Source organism: Rhodococcus oxybenzonivorans (genome assembly GCF_003130705.1).
In the GTDB taxonomy this organism is placed as follows: Bacteria; Actinomycetota; Actinomycetes; order Mycobacteriales; family Mycobacteriaceae; genus Rhodococcus_F; species Rhodococcus_F oxybenzonivorans.
In genome coordinates, this window is sequence record NZ_CP021354.1 from 4,331,695 (window position 1) to 4,350,440 (window position 18,746).

Annotated in this window: 15 protein-coding genes; 1 reads left to right on the forward strand and 14 read right to left on the reverse strand. The window is 66.1% G+C overall.

Annotated features, from left to right (window positions below; genetic code table 11):
* Positions 1-604 precede the first annotated feature (604 nt).
* The 7 genes from CBI38_RS20375 to CBI38_RS20405 form a co-directional block, all read right to left on the reverse strand.
* Positions 605-2,566: an acetoacetate--CoA ligase gene (locus CBI38_RS20375; protein ID WP_109331656.1), complete on the reverse strand. Its 1,962-nt coding sequence runs from the start codon at positions 2,564-2,566 to the stop codon at positions 605-607.
* A 47-nt stretch (positions 2,567-2,613) separates the two neighbouring features.
* Positions 2,614-3,768 (reverse strand): acetyl-CoA C-acetyltransferase, encoded by a 1,155-nt coding sequence (locus tag CBI38_RS20380; protein WP_109331657.1) that lies wholly within the window; start codon positions 3,766-3,768, stop codon positions 2,614-2,616.
* Positions 3,769-3,880: 112 nt separating this feature from the next.
* Complete coding sequence (locus tag CBI38_RS20385; RefSeq protein WP_109331658.1) at positions 3,881-4,696, reverse strand: HpcH/HpaI aldolase/citrate lyase family protein; 816 nt, start codon at positions 4,694-4,696, stop codon at positions 3,881-3,883.
* Positions 4,693-5,184, reverse strand: a complete 492-nt coding sequence (locus tag CBI38_RS20390) for a MaoC family dehydratase (RefSeq protein WP_109331659.1) — start codon at positions 5,182-5,184, stop codon at positions 4,693-4,695. The genes CBI38_RS20385 and CBI38_RS20390 overlap by 4 nt, the downstream gene beginning before the upstream one ends.
* Positions 5,181-6,344 carry an acyl-CoA dehydrogenase family protein gene (locus tag CBI38_RS20395; RefSeq protein ID WP_109331669.1) on the reverse strand — a complete coding sequence of 388 codons (1,164 nt, stop codon included), beginning with the start codon at positions 6,342-6,344 and terminating at the stop codon, positions 5,181-5,183. Before CBI38_RS20395 ends, CBI38_RS20390 begins: the two co-directional genes overlap by 4 nt.
* Positions 6,341-8,341 carry an acetyl/propionyl/methylcrotonyl-CoA carboxylase subunit alpha gene (locus CBI38_RS20400; protein WP_109331670.1) on the reverse strand — a complete coding sequence of 667 codons (2,001 nt, stop codon included), beginning with the start codon at positions 8,339-8,341 and terminating at the stop codon, positions 6,341-6,343. Before CBI38_RS20400 ends, CBI38_RS20395 begins: the two co-directional genes overlap by 4 nt.
* 15 nt (positions 8,342-8,356) lie before the next feature.
* A complete protein-coding gene (locus tag CBI38_RS20405; protein ID WP_109331671.1) occupies positions 8,357-9,946 on the reverse strand; it encodes a carboxyl transferase domain-containing protein in 1,590 nt (529 codons plus the stop codon).
* Between the two features lie 115 nt (positions 9,947-10,061).
* Here CBI38_RS20405 and CBI38_RS20410 point away from each other — a divergent pair, with 115 nt between their 5' ends.
* Positions 10,062-10,706: an SACE_7040 family transcriptional regulator gene (locus CBI38_RS20410; RefSeq protein ID WP_418328272.1), complete on the forward strand. Its 645-nt coding sequence runs from the start codon at positions 10,062-10,064 to the stop codon at positions 10,704-10,706.
* Positions 10,707-10,775: 69 nt separating this feature from the next.
* Here the strand turns inward: CBI38_RS20410 and CBI38_RS20415 are convergent, their stop codons facing one another.
* From CBI38_RS20415 to eat, 7 genes are all read right to left on the reverse strand, one after another.
* On the reverse strand, positions 10,776-11,045 hold the full coding sequence (locus tag CBI38_RS20415) for a GlsB/YeaQ/YmgE family stress response membrane protein (protein WP_109331675.1): 270 nt from the start codon (positions 11,043-11,045) through the stop codon (positions 10,776-10,778).
* Between the two features lie 132 nt (positions 11,046-11,177).
* A complete protein-coding gene (locus tag CBI38_RS20420; RefSeq protein WP_109331676.1) occupies positions 11,178-12,815 on the reverse strand; it encodes an AMP-binding protein in 1,638 nt (545 codons plus the stop codon).
* A 99-nt stretch (positions 12,816-12,914) separates the two neighbouring features.
* The gene (locus CBI38_RS20425) at positions 12,915-14,255 is read right to left on the reverse strand and encodes an MFS transporter (RefSeq protein ID WP_201453448.1); all 1,341 of its coding nucleotides are present in this window, start codon (positions 14,253-14,255) and stop codon (positions 12,915-12,917) included.
* Positions 14,256-14,381: 126 nt separating this feature from the next.
* The gene (locus CBI38_RS20430) at positions 14,382-14,927 is read right to left on the reverse strand and encodes a hypothetical protein (protein WP_109331678.1); all 546 of its coding nucleotides are present in this window, start codon (positions 14,925-14,927) and stop codon (positions 14,382-14,384) included.
* A 79-nt stretch (positions 14,928-15,006) separates the two neighbouring features.
* Positions 15,007-15,786: an ethanolamine ammonia-lyase subunit EutC gene (eutC, locus tag CBI38_RS20435; RefSeq protein ID WP_109331682.1), complete on the reverse strand. Its 780-nt coding sequence runs from the start codon at positions 15,784-15,786 to the stop codon at positions 15,007-15,009.
* Positions 15,783-17,195 carry an ethanolamine ammonia-lyase subunit EutB gene (locus tag CBI38_RS20440; protein ID WP_109331683.1) on the reverse strand — a complete coding sequence of 471 codons (1,413 nt, stop codon included), beginning with the start codon at positions 17,193-17,195 and terminating at the stop codon, positions 15,783-15,785. The genes eutC and CBI38_RS20440 overlap by 4 nt, the downstream gene beginning before the upstream one ends.
* Positions 17,192-18,646, reverse strand: a complete 1,455-nt coding sequence (gene eat / locus CBI38_RS20445) for an ethanolamine permease (protein ID WP_109331684.1) — start codon at positions 18,644-18,646, stop codon at positions 17,192-17,194. The genes CBI38_RS20440 and eat overlap by 4 nt, the downstream gene beginning before the upstream one ends.
* Positions 18,647-18,746 lie beyond the last annotated feature (100 nt).

The following is an 18,746-nucleotide window of genomic DNA, read 5'->3' on the forward strand; positions in this document are numbered from 1 at the left end:
GTTCAACAGCGAGAACCACATTCCGGGCGTCGCGTACACATGCGAGGCGAAAAACGTACCGCGGGTCGGAATTCCGCCGGATGGACAAATGTCGTGTCCACATTTATCGCCCCCTTCTCGAAGAATTCCACTTCGCGCGGTACCAACCGATCGGCTGATCGGCCGCGGGGGCGGACTTCGCACCACCACCGCTTGTTTACCAACCATCGTGTCTACCAAAGCCCCGCGCAGGTCTCAAAGCGGAACACTCGCGGCGAAGGCGAGGCGGGAATGAAATCGAGACCCGCTCAAACGTGACGCGCACACGCCTCCGGCAGCGACATCCTATGCGCTCGAAACTGAACTTCAGCGCGGAATTCGCCTTGACCTGCATGGGCGCAGTCAGTAAGGCCACCCGGGCGCGGGATGTGCCATCCGTATCGCCCGCGGCGGCGATCACACTTGGACGGCGATGAGACGGGATGCAGCGCGCGTGGCGTCCTATTTGTCGTATCCCGGCGCGGACGCTCGCTGCGCCGATAAGGAGATATCTCACACCCCCCGCCACGCACCACGCCCGAACCGCCCTTGTTACCCCCCAGTAACAAAAGCAAGCCTTACCTGGTCAGCCACCCTGAGCCGCCGTGCGGCCATGCCGGGCGAACCAGTCGAGCAGTGCTGGATCATCGACGGCGCTGCGGTCGACCGAACGAGCCGCGTCCGCGCCTTGGAAAATTTTCTTGAGTGGCACCTCGAGCTTCTTGCCGGTGCGAGTGTGAGGAATGCCGGGCGCTCGGATGATGTCGTCCGGCACATGCCGGGGCGAGGCCTGCTCACGGATCGCACCCCGAATTCGGTCTTGCAACGCGTCGTCGAGCTCCAGCCCGTCGACGAGGACCACGAAGAGCGGCATCCAATATCCGCCGTCCGGCAGGTCCACCCCGACCACCAGTGCTTCTGCGACCTCGGGCAGCTTCTCCACCACCTGGTAGATGTCCGCGCTCCCCATACGGATACCGTTGCGATTGAGTGTGGAATCGGACCTTCCGTGCATCAGCACGGTCCCGCGTTCGGTGATCGTGATCCAGTCACCGTGCCGCCACACACCGGGAAACACGTCGAAGTAGGCGTCGTGGTAGCGCCTCCCGTCCGGGTCGTTCCAGAACGACACCGGCATCGACGGCATCGGAGCCGTGACCACCAGTTCACCGACCTCGCCGCGCACGGGACTGCCCGACTCGTCGAAGGCGTCGACGGCGACACCCAGACAGGGAGCCGACAATTCGCCGGGCCAGACCGGAACAGTCCGCGCACCACCGATGAAGGCCGAGACCACGTCTGTCCCACCGGTGATCGACATGACGGGAATGTTCCGACCGACGTTGTGCGCCAACCACAATGACGACGCGGCAGGCAACGTGGACCCGGTGCTGCCGACCGCGCGGAGCGCAGTCAGGTCATGGTCGCGGGCGGGCACCACCCCGGCCTTGGCGCAGGCGAGTACGTACCCGGGACTCGTCCCCACCACCGTCACACCGAGACGTGAGGTCAACGCCCACAACGCATCCGTCGTGGGCCACCCGGGGCTCCCGTCGTAACACACGATGGTGGCCCCCACGAGCAGGCCCGCGGTCTGGAAGTTCCACATCATCCAACTGGGACTGGTGTACCAGAAAAGGGTGTCGTCTCGGCCGACGTCGAGATGAAGCGCGAGCGACTTGAGGTGTTCGAGAAGCACTCCGCCGTGGCCGTGCACGATTCCCTTCGGAAGACCGGTTGTTCCCGAAGAGAACACCACCCATAGGGGGTGGTCGAACGGGACGGCCACCGGTTCGAGCGCGGCATCCCGGCCCGTGGCCTCAGCCCACGTGGTGGCGTCGCCGACCTCCGATTCCCGTCGAAGATGGGGCACGATGACCGTCAGGGCCAGAGAGGGCAGCCCGGCCTGCAGGTGGCGTACGGCATCGACGCGGTCGTGCTCCTTGCCGCCGAACCGATACCCGTCCGCGGTGATCAGCGCCTTCGGGTCGAGCTGTCCGAGCCGATCGAGGGCTGCCGGCGCGGAATAGTCCTGCCCGCACGCGGCCCAGAGCGCCCCCACCGAAACGGTCGCAAGGAACGCGATCACTGCCTCGGGAATGTTGGGTAGGTATCCGACGACCCGATCGCCGACACCGACGCCGTGATCCCGCAGTGTGGCCGCGAGCGCCGCGACCTGCGAGCGCAACTCGTCCCACCCGACAGCGACGTCGGCCCCATCCTCACCGACGTACCGGATGGCGGGCCTGTCGGAGCGGGCATTGCGGAAGACCTGATCGACGTAGTTGAGAGTGGCGCCGGGAAACCACACGGCGCCCGGCATGGAGGACTCGGCCAAGGCCGGACCCGGATCGGTCGCAGAGCGGATGTCGAAGTAGTCCCACACGGCTTGCCAGAACGCGTCGGGATCGGCCACCGACCAACGCCACAACGCCCGGTAGTCGTCTACCGGAACGTTGTGGCGCCGTGCAATGAAAGCACCGAAGTCGGTGATCACCGCGTTGCGCAGATCAGCCTCGGTCGGTACCCACTGCGGATCGGCTGTCATGGTTCCATCTTCCCCGACAGCCGGAGTGCTCCGCGTTCTTTTGGTACCTAGCTGGTGGGAACCCGCACGATCAGGGCATCACCCTGACCACCACCGCCGCACAGCGCGGCCACACCCACACCGCCGCCGCGGCGCTGCAACTCGAGGGCCAGATGCAAAGTGATCCGCGCCCCGGACATGCCCAGCGGATGCCCCACCGCGATCGCCCCGCCATTGACGTTGACCTTCGCCGGATCCAGCCCCAGCTCACGGGTCGAGACGATCCCGACAGCCGCGAAGGCCTCGTTGATCTCGACGAGATCGAGATCCTTCGGATCGATGCCCTCCTTCGCACACGCCTTCGCGATCGCCCGCGCCGGCTGCGACTGCAACGTCGAGTCGGGTCCGGCGACCACCCCGTGTGACCCGATCTCGGCGATCCACTCGAGACCGAGCTCCTCGGCCTTGGCCTTGCTCATCACGACCACGGCCGCCGCACCGTCGGAAATCTGCGACGCGGACCCGGCCGTGACCGTCCCGTCCTTCGCGAAGGCCGGACGCAACCGTCCCAGCGTCTCCACCGTCGTATCGGCACGCACACCCTCGTCCTGGCCGAACACGATCGGTTCACCCCTACGCTGGGGAATGGACACCGGCACCACCTCGTCGGCGAACAACCCGTCCTTCCAGGCCCGGGCCGCGTTCTGGTGCGACGCCGCCGCGAACGCATCCTGATCCTCGCGGCTGACCGGGACACTGTCGGACTTGTTCCGCGCCTCCGTCAGATTTCCCATGGCCTGATCGGTGAAAATGTCGTGCAACCCGTCGAACGCCATGTGATCACGCATCGTCACATCGCCGTACTTGAACCCCTCCCGCGACTTCTCCAGCAGATGCGGCGCCCGCGACATCGACTCCTGCCCACCGGCAACGACCACCTCGAACTCCCCCGCCCGGATCAACTGATCCGCCAACGCAATCGCATCGATCCCCGACAAACACACCTTGTTCACCGTCAACGCCGGCACATCCATCGGAATCCCGGCCGCAACCGCCGCCTGCCGCGCCGGCATCTGCCCCGCCCCCGCCGTCAGGACCTGACCCATGATCACGTACTCCACCTGATCCGGCGCCACCCCCGCCTTCTCCAGCGCACCCTTGATCGCGATCCCACCCAGATCCGAACCCGAGAGATCCTTCAACGAACCCATCAACCGACCCATCGGCGTACGGGCCCCGGCAACAATTACCGACGTAGTTCTTTCAGGCACTGCAGTTCTCCATTCCTGTGTTGTAACCGTGTGTACTCGTCAACCACCCGCGGCTGAAGAGTATTCACGGGGTCGTGCCGGATCTCCTCAGGATCGCCTCTGCGTGACGCAGGACGGGTGCGTCCACCATCTTGCCCTCGAAGGCGAAAACTCCGCGTTGCTCGTCGACCGCGGCCAGAACTCTCGTGGCCCAGTCGACGTCGTCGTCCGAGGGTGCATACGCCTCGCGGATCACCGCGACCTGGCTGGGATGGATGGCGACCTTGACATCGAACCCGACCGCCACCGCGTCGTGCGCCTCGGCGCGAAGACCGTCGAGGTCCTTGATGTCCAGGTAGACGGAATCCAGGGCGAGGCGATGGAAGCCCTTCGCCGCCAGCAACGTGGACGACCGTACGTGCCGGGCCACGTCACGGTACGTGCCGTCCTCGCGGCGACTGGAGTTGCCGCCCATCGCCGCCACGAGATCCTCGGCGCCCCACATCACGCCGATCGTGCTCGCCGCCAGCGCGATCTCGCCCACCGCGAGCGCCCCGAGCGGCGACTCGACCAGGGCGATCACCTCGCGTGGCGCCAGCGACAACACCTGATCGGCGGTCTCACATTTGGCCAGCATCAATCGGGTATAACGAGTGCCGTCGAGGGCGAGGAGGTCGAGTTCGTGGTCGTCGGTGCCGACCGGATTGACACGGACCACTGTTCGCTCCGGATCGAGCGGCGTGTCGATCAGCGCGACCCGCGCCGCCTCCTTGTCCGCGGGCGCCACCCCATCCTCGAGATCGAGGATCACGACGTCGGCTGCCGCAGCCGCCTTCGCGTAACGCTCGGGCCGGTCGGCCGGGCAGAACAGCCAGGCCGGTCCGGGCAGTGCCCAGCTCACGACGGCTTCTTCTGGACGAGGGTCTTGCGCACGGCGATCGCCACCACGTCGCCGTTCTGGTTGCGCCCGGTGTGCTCGAGGGTGACGATGCCCTCCCCCGGTCGGCTCTTCGACTCCCGCTTGTCGGCGATGCGTGTCTCCGCGTACAGCGTGTCGCCGTGGAACAGCGGTTTCGGGAAACTGATCTCCGAGAATCCCAGGTTCGCGACGATGGTCCCCTGGGTGAGTTGCGCGACCGACAACCCGACCAGCGTCGAGAGGGTGAACATCGAGTTGACGAGGCGCTCACCGAACTGGGTGCCCTCGCTGTAGGCGGCATCGAGGTGCAGGGCCTGGGTGTTCATCGTCTGGGTGGTGAAGAGGACGTTGTCGGCCTCGGTGACGGTGCGGCCGGGCCGGTGCTCGTAGACCGCTCCGAGTTCGAACTCCTCGAACCACAGGCCCCGCTGGACGATCCGGTTCGGCTCCTCGGCTCCTGCTGCGCTCACAGTCCGGCCTCCCGCGCGATGAGCATCAACTGCACCTCGGTGGTGCCCTCGCCGATCTCGAGAATCTTGCTGTCTCGGTAATGCCGTGCCACCACGTACTCGTTCATGAAGCCGTAGCCACCGTGGATCTGAGTGGCGTCCCGCGCGTTGTCCATGGCGGCCTCGGACGCGACGAGCTTGGCGATCGCGGCCTGTTTCTTGAACGGCTTGCCTGACAACATCAGTGCAGCGGCGTCGTAATAGGCGGTGCGGGCGGTGTGGGCGCGTGCCTCCATGCGCGCGATCTTGAACGCGATGGCCTGGTTGTGCCCGATGGGTCGCCCGAATGCCTCACGCTCCTTCGCGTACTTGACCGACTCGTCGACACACCCCTGCGCCGCACCGACACTCAGTGCGGCGATCGCGATGCGGCCCTCGTCGAGGATACGGAGGAAATTCGCGTATCCGCGACCCCGCTCGCCGAGAAGGTTCTCCTCGGGGACGCGAACGTCCGAGAACGTGAGGGGGTGGGTGTCGGAGGCGTTCCAGCCCACCTTGTTGTATGCAGGTTCGGCGGTGAAACCGGGGGTCGAGGTGGGGACGAGGATCGTGGAAATCTCCTTCTTGCCGCCGTCCTTCACGCCGGTCACCGCGGTGACGGTGACGAGCCGGGTGATGTCGGTGCCCGAGTTGGTGATGAATTGCTTGTTGCCGTTGATGATCCACTCACCGCTGTCGAACTTGGCTGTGGTCTTGGTGCCGCCCGCGTCGCTTCCGGCGCCCGGCTCCGTGAGACCGAAAGCAGCGAGGCTCTTTCCGCTCGTCAGCTGCGGGAGCCACTCCTGCTTCTGCGCTTCGTTGCCGAAGCGGTAGATCGGCATCGCACCGAGGGACACGCCGGCCTCGAGGGTGATGGCAACGCTCTGGTCCACCTTGCCCAGCTCCTCGAGGGCGAGGCACAACGCGAAATAGTCACCGCCCATTCCGCCGTATTCCTCGGGGAACGGGAGGCCGAACAGACCCATGTCGGCCATGCCCGACACCACCTCGTACGGGAAGGTGTGGTTGGCGTCGTGCTCTGCCGCGACCGGTGCCACCACGTTCTTCGCGAAATCGGCGACCGTCTTGGCCAGCTGCTGGTATTCGTCGGGAAGCTGGCCGGTGGCGAGATATTCGGTCATGACTCGTTCTCTTTCGTGTCGGTGTGCGGGGTGACTCGTGCGAGCAGCTGGTCGACCATCACCTGGTCACCGGGTGCGACGAGGATGTCGACGACGCCGTCGATGGGTGCGGTGAGCGAGTGCTCCATCTTCATCGCCTCGACGACGACGAGGCTCTGGCCCGCGGTGACGTGGGAGCCCGCTTCGGCGCCGACGGCGATGACGGATCCGGGCATGGGGCTGGTGATCTCGGCCTCGCCGGCGTGGACGTCACCTGTGCGGACGCTGAGCTCCTCGACTTCCCGGAGCATCGTCGTGCCCTCGGATCCGGCGAGCCAGATGTGCCCGTCGGTCTGGGCGACCCGGTAGGTTTCACGTCTGCCGTCGATCACGACGGACAGGGTGGTTCCGTCGAGGGCCGCCGTCAGGGACAGGGTGTCGCCGTCCTCGACCTGCGCGGTGGCCTCGGACGGACTGCCCGTGATGCGCACGTGGTCGGTCCGCGTCGGCGATGCCAGCCGAATACTGGTGGGCGCGGGAACCCCGACCCGCCAGCCGCTGGGCACGTCCCACGGATCGGCCTGTGCACGCTCGGGCCAGCGCTGCAACCAGCGGAAAGCGGCCGCGGCGATGAGGGCGGCATCGGTGGCCTCCGCAGCGACGAAGTCCTCGAGCCGGCGGTCGAGCAGACCGGTGTCGAGGTTGCCCGCCACCACGTCGGGATCGGCGAGCAGGAAGCGCGCGAACTCGATGTTGGTCACCACACCGAGCACACCGGTGCCGGCCAGCGCCCGGTCCAGTTTCCGCAGCGCACCGGCGCGGTCGTCGGCGTGCGCGATGACCTTCGCCAGCATCGGGTCGTAGTCGCTGCCCACCACGGTGCCGGGCTGCAGCCCGGAGTCGACGCGGATTCCGGGGCCGGCGGGTTCGATCACGTCGGCGACGAGACCACCGGTCGGCAAGAAGCCTCGGCTGGGATCCTCGGCGTAGACGCGGGCTTCGATGGCATGTCCGGTGAGGGTGATGTCGCCCTGGGTGAAGCCGAGCGGCTCACCCGCGGCCACTCGCACCTGCCACTCGACCAGGTCCAGGCCGGTGACGAGTTCGGTGACCGGGTGTTCGACCTGAAGCCGGGTGTTCATCTCCATGAAGAAGAACTCGTCCGGCTTGTCGGCGGAGACGATGAATTCGACCGTTCCGGCACCGGAGTAGTCGACGCTGCGCGCCGTGTTGCACGCCGCCTCGCCGATCCGGGCCCGGGTCTGCTCGTCGAGCAGGGGCGAGGGCGCCTCCTCGATGACCTTCTGGTGGCGACGCTGCAAACTGCACTCGCGCTCACCGAGATGGACAACGTTGCCGTGCCCGTCGGCGAGGATCTGCACCTCGATGTGCCGGGGACGCAACACGAATCGCTCGAGGAACAGGGTGTCGTCACCGAACGCGGACGCGGCCTCACGCCGTGCACTGCGCAGGGCGTCGGCCAACGCCCCCGGCTCCTCGACCAGGCGCATCCCCTTGCCGCCGCCGCCCGCCGACGGCTTGACGAGGACCGGGTAGCCGATCTCGCCCGCGGCGGCGATCAGTTCGTCGTCGGAGAGGCCGGGCCGGGCGATGCCGGGTACGACGGGCACGTCGAACTTCGCGACGGCGTTCTTGGCGGTGATCTTGTCGCCCATCACCTCGATGGCGTGAGCGGACGGGCCGAGGAAGGCGATGCCGGCGTCTGCGCAGGCCCCGGCGAACTTGGAGTTCTCCGACAGGAACCCGTAACCGGGATGGATCGCCTGAGCTCCCGCAGCCTGGGCGGCCGCGATCACCTTCTCGATCACCAGGTAGCTCTCCCGGGCGGCGGCCGGGCCGAGCAGGACCGCGGTGTCGGCCTCGCGGACGTGCCGCGCGTCCCGATCCGCTTCGCTGTATACCGCGACCGAGCGGATTCCCATGGCCCGCAGGGTGCGGATTACCCGCACCGCGATCTCACCGCGGTTGGCGACGAGGACGGTATCTATCCGTGTCATGTCAGTCATGTCCGTTCACATCCGGAAAACGCCGTAGGAGACCGGTTCGAGCGGTGAGTTCGCGCACACCGAAAGAGCCAGCCCGAGAACAGTTCTGGTATCGGCGGGATCGATGATGCCGTCGTCCCACAGGCGGGCGGTCGAGTAGTACGGGTTGCCCTGCGCCTCGTACTGCTCGCGGATCGGCGCCTTGAACGCCTCCTCGTCCTCCGCCGACCACGGGTTGCCCGCACTGTCGAGCTGCTCGCTGCGCACCGTCGAGAGCACCGACGCCGCCTGCTCACCGCCCATCACCGAAATCCGGGCATTCGGCCACATCCACAGGAAACGCGGGGAGTACGCCCGCCCGCACATCGAGTAGTTGCCCGCCCCGTAGGAGCCGCCGATCACGACGGTGAGCTTGGGAACCCGGGCACAGGCCACCGCGGTCACCATCTTCGCGCCGTGCTTCGCGATGCCCCCCGCCTCGTAATCGCGGCCGACCATGAAGCCCGCAATGTTCTGCAGGAACAGCAGCGGAATCCTGCGTTTGTCGCAGAGCTCGATGAAGTGGGCACCCTTCATCGCCGACTCGGCGAACAACACCCCGTTGTTCGCGACGATGCCGACGGGATGACCCTCGATGTGCGCGAAGCCGGTGACCAGCGTCTTGCCGTACTCCGCCTTGAACTCCTGGAAGGTCCCGCCGTCGACGATGCGGCCGATGACCTCGTGAACGTCGTACGGGGTGCGCGGGTCGGTCGGGACCACGTCGTACAACTCGGCCTGCGGCGCCGACGCGGGGACGGCACTGATCACATCCCACGCACGTGCGGCGCGCGGGCCGAGCGTGGCGACGATGTTGCGCACGATCCGCAGCGCGTCCTGATCGTCTTCGGCGAGGTGATCGGTCACTCCCGACACCTTCGAGTGCAGGTCTCCGCCGCCGAGCTCTTCCGCGGTGACGACCTCACCGGTCGCGGCCTTCACCAGCGGCGGACCGCCCAGAAAGATCGTGCCCTGGTTCCGGACGATGACCGCCTCGTCGCTCATCGCCGGCACATAAGCGCCGCCCGCCGTGCAGGAGCCCAGGACCGCCGCGATCTGCGGGATGCCCTGCGCGCTCATCGTCGCCTGGTTGTAGAAGATCCGGCCGAAATGCTCACGATCGGGAAACACCTCGTCCTGCCGGGGCAGGAACGCGCCACCCGAGTCGACGAGATAGATGCACGGCAGCTGGTTCTGCAGCGCGATCTCCTGCGCCCGCAGGTGCTTCTTCACCGTCATCGGGTAATACGTGCCGCCCTTGACCGTGGCGTCGTTGGCCACGATCACACATTCCCGGCCGGACACCCGACCGATCCCCGCGATCACACCCGCACCGGGGCATTCGTCGTCGTACAGGCCGTTCGCCGCGAGCGGGGCGATCTCGAGAAAAGGACTCCCCGGGTCGAGCAACGTGTCCACTCGATCGCGCGGGAGCAACTTGCCCCGGCTCACATGCCGCTCCCGCGACTTCTCACTACCGCCCAGAGCAGCAACGGCCAGCTTCGACCGCAGCTCGTCCACCAATTTGGTGTGCTCTACCCGGTAGCCCTCTCTCGTAGTGGTTCCGCCCAGTGCCATCGTGCCGCCTTCTCGTCTTGACGCCCGTGCCGAGTGAGTTAATACTCGATAACTGAATTCAAGATAACTGTGATTAACTGAGTTGTCCAGACCGCAACCCGAAAGGAGCGAGGCGATGACCGCACACGTCGACGAAACCGGAGCGCCGGCAGCACCGACAGCGTCCACCGACGGCGCCGGAGCGCCGATCACGCGTCGCGAACAGATGAAGGCGGATCGCCGCCGGCAACTTCTCGACGCCGCCGCTCGCCTCATCGCCGAACGGGGATTTCTCGGCGTCCGGCTCGAAGACCTAGGATCCGCCGCCGGGATCAGCGGTCCCGCCGTCTACCGCCACTTCCCCAACAAAGACGCCGTATTGGTCGAACTACTCGTCGGCATCAGTACGCGACTCCTGGAGGGCGGTTCCCTCGTCGCGGCGGAGGCCTCCTCCCCCGAGGCGGCACTCGACGGCCTCATCGACTTCCACCTCGACTTCGCACTCGGCGAATCCGAACTGATTCGCATTCAGGACCGCGACCTCGAAAGCCTTCCCGCCGAGGCGCGGCGTGAGGTCCGGCAGAAGCAGCGACGCTACGTCGAACTGTGGGTGCAGGTGCTGCTCCGGGTGGACCAATCGCTCGACGAAACGGATGCCCGTACCAAGGCCCATGCAACGTTCGGGTTGATCAACTCCACACCGCACAGCGCCGATCCCGCGACTCCGGCGCGCACTCGGAAGGTTCTGCGCGAGATGGCACTCACCTGTCTGCGTCCGTGATTTCGGCTACCCAGGCGCACGGCAAGGGCCCCGCCCTCGATTGGACGGGGCCCGTGCACAGCCGGGTACCTACACTCTCCGCTTACTGGTCATGGACGTGTACGCCAAGGTCAGCACAGCTGCCGCAGCGATACTGATAATCCACCGTATCCAGTCGATTCCGCCGGTATCACCCTTGTCGCTGATCGCGCCCCACACCCAATATCCGATGAGGGCGCCCGCAATGCCGAGGACGATGGTGATGATCCACCCCATCGCCTGCTTCCCTGGGATGACCAGACGCGCGAGCACGCCGATGACCGCACCGAAGATGATGGTGCCGATGATGTCTCCAACCATTACCCTCTCCTCTCCACACGCGAGTGCGAGCGGAAGGCCACCGCTCCTTCGCAGATTAGCCAGCGTGGCAGCGGTTCAACCGTGGTTGGACAAATCGTTGCCGAATGGTTCATCTCCGGGACACGAAGAGGCTTATGACCCGCCGATCAACGCCATCGACTGTTCACGCATCTCCACCTTGCGCACCTTGCCGGTCACCGTCATGGGGAATTCGTCGACGATGTGCACATACCTGGGGATCTTGTAGTGGGCAAGCTTGCCGGTGCAGAATGCCCGGACCGCGGCTTCGTCGAGCGGCTGCGCACCATCCCGCATGCGGATCCATGCCATCAGTTCCTCGCCGTACTTGGCGTCGGGAACACCGATCACCTGGGCGTCGAGAATGTCGGGGTGGGTGTAGAGGAACTCCTCGATCTCGCGGGGATAGACGTTCTCCCCGCCCCTGATCACCATGTCCTTGATCCGGCCCGTGATCGCCACGTACCCGTCGGCATCCATTACGCCGATGTCACCGGTGTGCATCCACCGCGCCGCGTCGATGGCCTCGGCCGTCTTTTCCGGGTTGTTCCAGTACCCGAGCATCACCGAGTATCCGCGGGTGCAGAGTTCACCCGGCTCGCCGCGGGGAACCGTCAATCCTGTTGCAGGGTCGGTGATCTTGACCTCCAGATGCGGTCCGACCCGCCCGACGGTCGTCACCCGCTGGTCGATGGTGTCGTCGGAGCGGGTCTGCAGCGACACCGGTGACGTCTCGGTCATGCCGTAGCAGATGGACACCTCGGCCATTCCCATCTGCTCGATCACCTGCTTCATCACCTCTACCGGGCACGGTGATCCCGCCATGATGCCGGTGCGCAGGGTGGACAGGTCGAACCGGTCGAAGTCCGGGTCGGCGAGTTCGGCGATGAACATCGTCGGCACCCCGTACAGCGACGTGCATTTCTCTGCCTCGACGGCTCGCAAGGTGGCCCTCGGGTCGAAGGAAGGCCCGGGAATCACCATGGCGGCGCCGTGACTGGTGCAGGCGAGATTGCCCATCACCATGCCGAAGCAGTGGTAGAACGGCACGGGAATGCACACCCGGTCGTTCTCGGTGTAATGACACAGTTCGCCGACGAAGAATCCGTTGTTCAGGATGTTGTGATGACTGAGGGTGGCACCCTTGGGGAAACCGGTTGTTCCCGAGGTGTATTGAATATTGATCGGGTCGTCCGACGACAGCCGGGCCTGCGCTGCCTCGAGCCGCGACGGGTCGTCGGCGAGCGCCGCCGCGCCGTCCGTCATCAGCGTGCTCCACTCGGGACTGCCGAGGAGAACGACCATGTCGAGATCGGGGCACTCCGGGCGCACTTCCTCGATCATGGCGCCGTAATCGGAGGTCTTGAACTCAGCAGCAGACACCAGGAGGCGGATGCCTGCTTGTCCCAGCACGTACTTCAGTTCGTGCGCCCGGTAGGCGGGGTTGATGTTGACCAGGACCGCACCGATCTTCGCTGTGGCGTACTGGATGAGCGTCCACTCCGGGCAGTTCGGCGCCCAGATGCCCACCCGGTCACCTTTGACGATGCCGCGGGTGAGCAGGGCCGCCGCGAGCGTGTTCACGTCCTGCGCCAGTTCGGTGTACGTCCACCGACGACCCGAGGGAACATCGACCAGGGCGTCGCGACGACCGTGCGCGGCCACAGTTCGATCGAAGTTGTCTCCGATGGTGTCCCCCAACATCGGGGCGTCGCCGAGCCCGGACGTGTAGCTGGGAAGTGGCGTTGTCATAGCTTTCCTCTCCAGGCGCCTCGACGGACACCTACGGGACGGGCGGGCACACGAGGCCGTTCCGTTCTCGAATTTACTCCCGGTCGACGTGACGCCCGGTCAGAGAGCTTCGTCCTTCGTCTCGACGAGCGCCTTCGTGCACACCAGGCTCACCACGGCCAGCCCGGCGAGCATGACGCCGATCGCTGCACTTCCGTATGCCGACGCGAGCGGCGCTGCGATCAGGGGCGGTACTGCGCCGCCAAGCACACCCGCGAGGTTGTAGCCGAGGCCTGCCCCGGTGTACCGGTAGCGGGTCTGGAACATTTCGGGGAGTAGCGCCCCGCAGGGGCCGTACGCGACTCCGAAGATTGCGAGCGTCACCATCACGCCGATCGCGAAGGCGACGGGTGAACCGGTGTCGAGCAGCGGGAACAGTGCCAGCGCCCACACCACGGCCAGCGCACAGGAGATCATGATGACCCGGCGGCGACCGATCCGGTCCGAGTACAGCGCGGACACGATGATGGTGAGCCCGAAGACCACCGCCGAGACGATCCCGACGGTCAGAACGAAGGGACGACTGAATCCGAGCGTCGCGGTGCCGTAGCTGGTGAGAAAGGCTGTGCCCATGTAGAAGAAGGCGAAGAGCGTGGCGAGGGCACCGGCGGAGAGAAGGATTTCCTTGGTCTGGTAGCGCCACGCATCCATGAGCGGGAGCGTCCGGGGTGCAACATCGGCCCGGTCGGCCTCCTGCACGGCGCGGAACACCGGTGTCTCCTCGATCGCGAGGCGCATGTAGAGACCGATACCGACCAGGACGGCGCTGAAGAGGAACGGTATCCGCCACCCGTAGTCGAGGAAGGTGGAGTTCGTGTCACCGAAGACGGCGCCGGTGACGAGGAAGGTGGCACTCGAGAGGATGAACGCGACGGCAGGGCCCAGCTGGGGGAACATCGCATAGAGTCCGCGTTTGCCCGGTGGGGCGTACTCGGCGGTGAGCAGTGTGGCGCCTGCCCATTCACCGCCGACCGCGAATCCCTGACCGAATCGCAAGAGCACCAGGAGAATCGGGGCCGCGACACCAATTGTGGCGGCACCGGGAAGCAGCCCGATCAGGAACGTGGAGACGCCCATCAGGATCAAGGTGGAAACGAGGGTCTTCTTACGACCGATTCTGTCCCCGTAGTGACCGAAGAGCATGGCTCCTACGGGTCTGGCGACGAAGGCCACCGCGAACGTCGCGAACGACGCCACGGTTCCGGCGGTGGAGCCCAGGGCGGGGAAGAACACCTTGGGGAAAACCAGTGCCGCAGCGGTTCCGTAGATGAAGAAGTCGTAGAACTCGATCGTCGTCCCGATGCCACTGGCGACGGCCACCTTACGAACGCTGGTGCCGCCCTTGCGCACCGGCGCGGGAGTGTGGGGCACTCCCGCACTCGATGTGGAGACTGTGCTCACTCGATTCCTCCGTGGTCCGTGTGGATGTCCCGACTTCCGGGACAAGAGGAAAGGTAGTGACCTGGCTCACGTCGTCACCACCCCCGAATGGGGGGGGGTGGTGACTTCCGCCTCCCTGGGAGGGCTTCAGGCCGGCGCGCCCGCAGCTCCCAGCAGCTCCCTGCGCAGTTCCGTCCACACCGTTGCGTAGGAGTCGATGACCGGCTCAGCTACCCACTTCTTGTCTCCGGCAGCGACTTTCGCGAGTGCGTCCGCGAACAGATCCTGGTAGCGGGACAACCGAGGGACGAACGCCGACAGGTCGTCGAACACCACGGAGGCGCGGCGATCGAGGTCGGCAAGCTGATCGGCGTCCGCGGTGTCGATCAGTGCGACGAACTCCTCGTGGAACGGCACGAAGCTCTCGTACACCTCCGCGATGGAATCCTCGTCGATGGACACCCGCTCGGCGTCGAGCTGGTCCTCGAGTTCCGCCAGTCCCGCCTCGGTCAGAGCGATCCGGCCACTCGATACTTCCTCCGCCTTGCCCTGGCTCAGCAGGGCGTCGTAGGCAGCCTGCGCGGACGCCGCGGCCACTCCCAGATGTTCGGCGAGCACATCGGCACTGACCTGCTCTTTCAGACGCACAGCCTGCAGTAGGGCCAACTCGTCCACATTGCCAGCGAAGGCCATAGGTCTTCTCCTCGTCATACCCGTGCAGGGTCGTTACGGGCAGGCCCGGGCGGACCTGCCGACCCTCTAGGTAACACGACTACAGTTCGAGGATCTCCGAGGGGGCTGCCAGCGCATCCGCGCGGGAGGTGTCCTTCAAATCCACACCGGATCTGCCGAGCTTTCTGGCACCGCCGACGAGCGACGCCACGACGCGCGCCGCGACCTCGTACCCGAGGCCTCCGGGGGGATGGATGTTGGATACACAGTTCCGGTCTGCGTCGGTGCGTCCGGGCCGGGGAAGGTGGGTCAAGTAGACACCCGCACTGTCGGCCACCGACAGGCCGGGCCGTTCCCCGATGAGCAGTACGAGCGTCTGCACGCCCATCGCCTCGGCGATGTGATCACCGAGCGCCACCCGGGCCTGAGTGGCGATGACGGGCGGTGCAAGAGAGTAGGTGTCACCGAGCTGCGCGACCAGAGCCGACAGGAGTGGAACCCCGTGATCGGCCAGCGCACGGGGTGAGAGACCGTCGGCGAGCACGAATCCGACCTCGGCGGTCCCCCTCGGAATGGAGGACAGGTCGGCGGGGGACCTGCCGAGGTCCGGTCGTCTCAGGTACTCGCCACGGTCGCTCGCCTGACTGGCGACGACTACCGGCCGTCCCAGACCGACCGTCTCGACCTGGTCCGCCAGCGCTGCCGCGTCGAGCGGCTGGTGCACCGCATCGCGCGCCGCGGCGTGCGCCGAGCGGAACTCGAGCACCCGCCGAGTGGGCAGCGCATCACCGGCCCGGCCCAGCCCGATGCGGGCCTGCGTCGTGGCACGCAGTTCGGTCCAGAAGTCCTGCGCTGCAGGTTCATGCGCACTGTGGTTCACGATGCCACCGTCAGCGCCCGCAGCGGTGAGGCCGCCGCATCCACCGGCAGAATCCTGCCGTCGCCGTCTACCATGCCGAGACGGCGCAACCAGTCCTCGAACTCGGGTGCAGGCCGGAGCCCGAGGACCTGACGAGCGTAGAGGGCGTCATGGAACGACAGGCTCTGGTAGCCGAGCATCACGTCGTCCGCACCCGGCACCGCGATGACGAACGCCGCGCCCGCGACACCGAGCAGGGTGAGCAGCGTGTCCATGTCGTCCTGATCGGCCTCGGCGTGATTGGTGTAGCAGACGTCGACGCCCATGGGCAGTCCCAGCAGTTTCCCGCAGAAGTGGTCCTCGAGCCCGGCCCTGATGATCTGCTTTCCGTCGTACAGATATTCCGGTCCGATGAACCCGACCACGGTGTTGACGAGAAGCGGCTCGAGGTCGCGCGCCACGGCATACGCCCGGGCCTCGAGGGTCTGCTGGTCGACGGCCCGGCCGCCCGTACCGAGGTGCGCGCCCGCACTGAGCGCCGAGCCCTGCCCGGTCTCGAGGTACATGACGTTGTCGCCGACGGTGCCGCGCCGCAGCGAGCGGCCCGCTTCGTTGGCTTGCCGCAGAAGCGCGATATCCACACCGAAACTCGAGTTCGCGCCCTGGGTTCCGGCGATGGACTGAAACACGAGGTCGACGGGAACGCCTGACTCGATCAATCCCATGGTGGTGGTGACGTGAGACAGGACGCACGACTGCGCGGGGATGTCGAATCGCTGACGGATGTCGTCCAGCAGATGAAGGAGCTCCGAGGTGGCGTGCGGGGAATCCGTCGCCGGATTGATGCCGATCACCGCGTCTCCGCATCCGAGGAGCAGACCGTCGAGTGTTGCGGCCGCGATCCCGCGCGGGTCGTCGGTGGGATGGTTGGGTTGCAACCGGGTGCCCAGCGTGCCGGGCCGGCCGAGCGTGGTTCGGAACCCCGCGGTGACGTGCACGGCCCGGGCCACAGCGATGAGATCCTGGTTCCGCATGATCTTGCTGACCGCGGCCACCATTTCCGGAGTCAGTCCCGGGCCGACTCGCCGCAGGATCTCGGCCGCATTCTTGCCCGCTGCCACCTCGAGCAGCCAGTCCCGGAATCCGCCGACCGTGAGATGGGAGATCTCACCGAAGGCCACCCGATCGTGCGAGTCGATGATGAGCCGGCTCACCTCGTCGTCCTCGTAGGGCACGACGAGTTCGTCGAGGAAGGTGGTGAGGGAAACGTCGGCGAGGGCCCACTGCGCCGCCGCACGTTCGGCGTCCGAAGACGCGGCACAGCCGGCGAGCTCGTCCCCGCTTCGAAGCGGCGTGGCCTTGGCCAACAGGTCGACGAGGCCGTCGAACGTATATCCGACACCGGCTATCGAGTGCGTGTACATGGTCATCCCAGCTCTTCCTCTGCCTCCGCAAGAGCAGCAAACTCCTCGTCGGGGGAATTGGCAACCAGGTGATGGCGGCTGTACAGGCCGAAGTAGGCCATGAACCCGGCAAAGGCGATCAGCGTCCACAGCGCGGCGACCGGGTCGACGAGGAACGTGGCGATCACCGCAGCGGCCGCGATAACGAGCGCGAAGGAGGTGGTGGCAATTCCGCCCGGGGTGCGGTACGGGCGTGTCATGTCGGGTTCGCGGCGGCGGAGCACGATGTGACTGATCATCATCAGCACGTAGCTGACGGCTGCGCCGAACACCGCCATGTTGAGCAACATGGCACCTTCACCGGTGAGGGAGAGTGCGAAACCGATGACGCCCGGGACGATGAGCGCGAGGGTGGGAGCCTTGCGGGAATTAGTAACCGACAGAGTCTTCGGCAGGTACCCGGCACGCGACAACGCGAAGGTCTGCCGCGAGTACGCGTACATGATCGAGAAGAAGCTTGCGACCAGCCCGGCCAGGCCGATGTAGTTGACCACCTTGGCGGCGGTTCCGTCACCGAGGGCCTCGACGAGTGGATTGCCCGACGTCGCCAGACCCTCGGCGCCCATCGCTCCCGTGGCGAGGAACAGCACAGCCGCCGCCGTGACGAGCAGGACGAGCATGCTGATGATGATTCCGCGCGGTACGTTCTTTTCCGGGTCACGCGCTTCTTCCGCGGCCAGCGGAACACCCTCTACCGCAAGAAAGAACCAGATCGCGAACGGTACCGCAGCCCAGATGCCGAACAGGCCGAACGGCAGGAAGCTCGACGCTCCCACCGCGTCGGTGGGAGCGATGTCCGTCAGATTGCCCGCATCGAACAGCCCGATCGCCGAGATCACGAAGATGACGAGCCCGACGAGGGCAATCGCGGTGATCACGAACATGGCCTTGAGAGCCTCGCCCGCACCCGTCAGGTGGATGCCGATGAAGATGGCGTACACGGCGAGGTACACCCACCAGCCGTCGGTGATCCCGAAGAGCTCGAGCGATTCGACGTAGCTGCCGATGAAGGTGGCAATCGCGGCGGGCGCAATCGCATACTCGATGAGAATGGCCGTGCCGGTGGCGAATCCACCCCACGGACCCAGTGCGCGCCGGGCGAAGGTGTAGCCGCCTCCCGCCGCCGGGAGCGCCGACGACAGCTCCGCCATACCGAGGACCATCGCCAGGTACATGCCCGCGATGACCACACCGGCGATCAGCAGACCACCGAATCCGCCCTCGGCGAGCCCGTTGTTCCACCCCGCATAGTCACCGGAGATCACATAGCTGACTCCGAGGCCGGCGAGAAGCACCCACCCTGCCGATCCTTTTCGGAGGGTGCGCTTTTCGAGATAACTACTGTCCTCGGAGTGATAGTCCACACCATCGTGGTGGTCACCGGTTCCGGAATTCTTGGATGGTTCAACGAGTGACATTCCGTCCCCTACATCGATATGAATGCTGCCGCGGCGCAAGTGCCGAGGCGAACGGTAAGCGTGCTGTGTACACGTCGTGTCAGCGTGGCGTGTCCACGAC

Coding starts and splice junctions, on each gene's coding strand:
- CBI38_RS20375 (WP_109331656.1), bottom strand. CDS start 2,566: ATGACAGCCGATCCGCAGTGGGTACCGACCGAGGCTGATCTGCGCAAC.
- CBI38_RS20380 (WP_109331657.1), bottom strand. CDS start 3,768: ATGGGTCGGTTGATGGGTTCGTTGAAGGATCTCTCGGGTTCGGATCTG.
- CBI38_RS20395 (WP_109331669.1), bottom strand. CDS start 6,344: ATGACCGAATATCTCGCCACCGGCCAGCTTCCCGACGAATACCAGCAG.
- CBI38_RS20400 (WP_109331670.1), bottom strand. CDS start 8,341: ATGACACGGATAGATACCGTCCTCGTCGCCAACCGCGGTGAGATCGCG.
- CBI38_RS20405 (WP_109331671.1), bottom strand. CDS start 9,946: ATGGCACTGGGCGGAACCACTACGAGAGAGGGCTACCGGGTAGAGCAC.
- CBI38_RS20410 (WP_418328272.1), top strand. CDS start 10,062: ATGACCGCACACGTCGACGAAACCGGAGCGCCGGCAGCACCGACAGCG.
- CBI38_RS20415 (WP_109331675.1), bottom strand. CDS start 11,045: ATGGTTGGAGACATCATCGGCACCATCATCTTCGGTGCGGTCATCGGC.
- CBI38_RS20420 (WP_109331676.1), bottom strand. CDS start 12,815: ATGACAACGCCACTTCCCAGCTACACGTCCGGGCTCGGCGACGCCCCG.
- CBI38_RS20430 (WP_109331678.1), bottom strand. CDS start 14,927: ATGGCCTTCGCTGGCAATGTGGACGAGTTGGCCCTACTGCAGGCTGTG.
- CBI38_RS20440 (WP_109331683.1), bottom strand. CDS start 17,195: ATGACCATGTACACGCACTCGATAGCCGGTGTCGGATATACGTTCGAC.
- eat (WP_109331684.1), bottom strand. CDS start 18,646: ATGTCACTCGTTGAACCATCCAAGAATTCCGGAACCGGTGACCACCAC.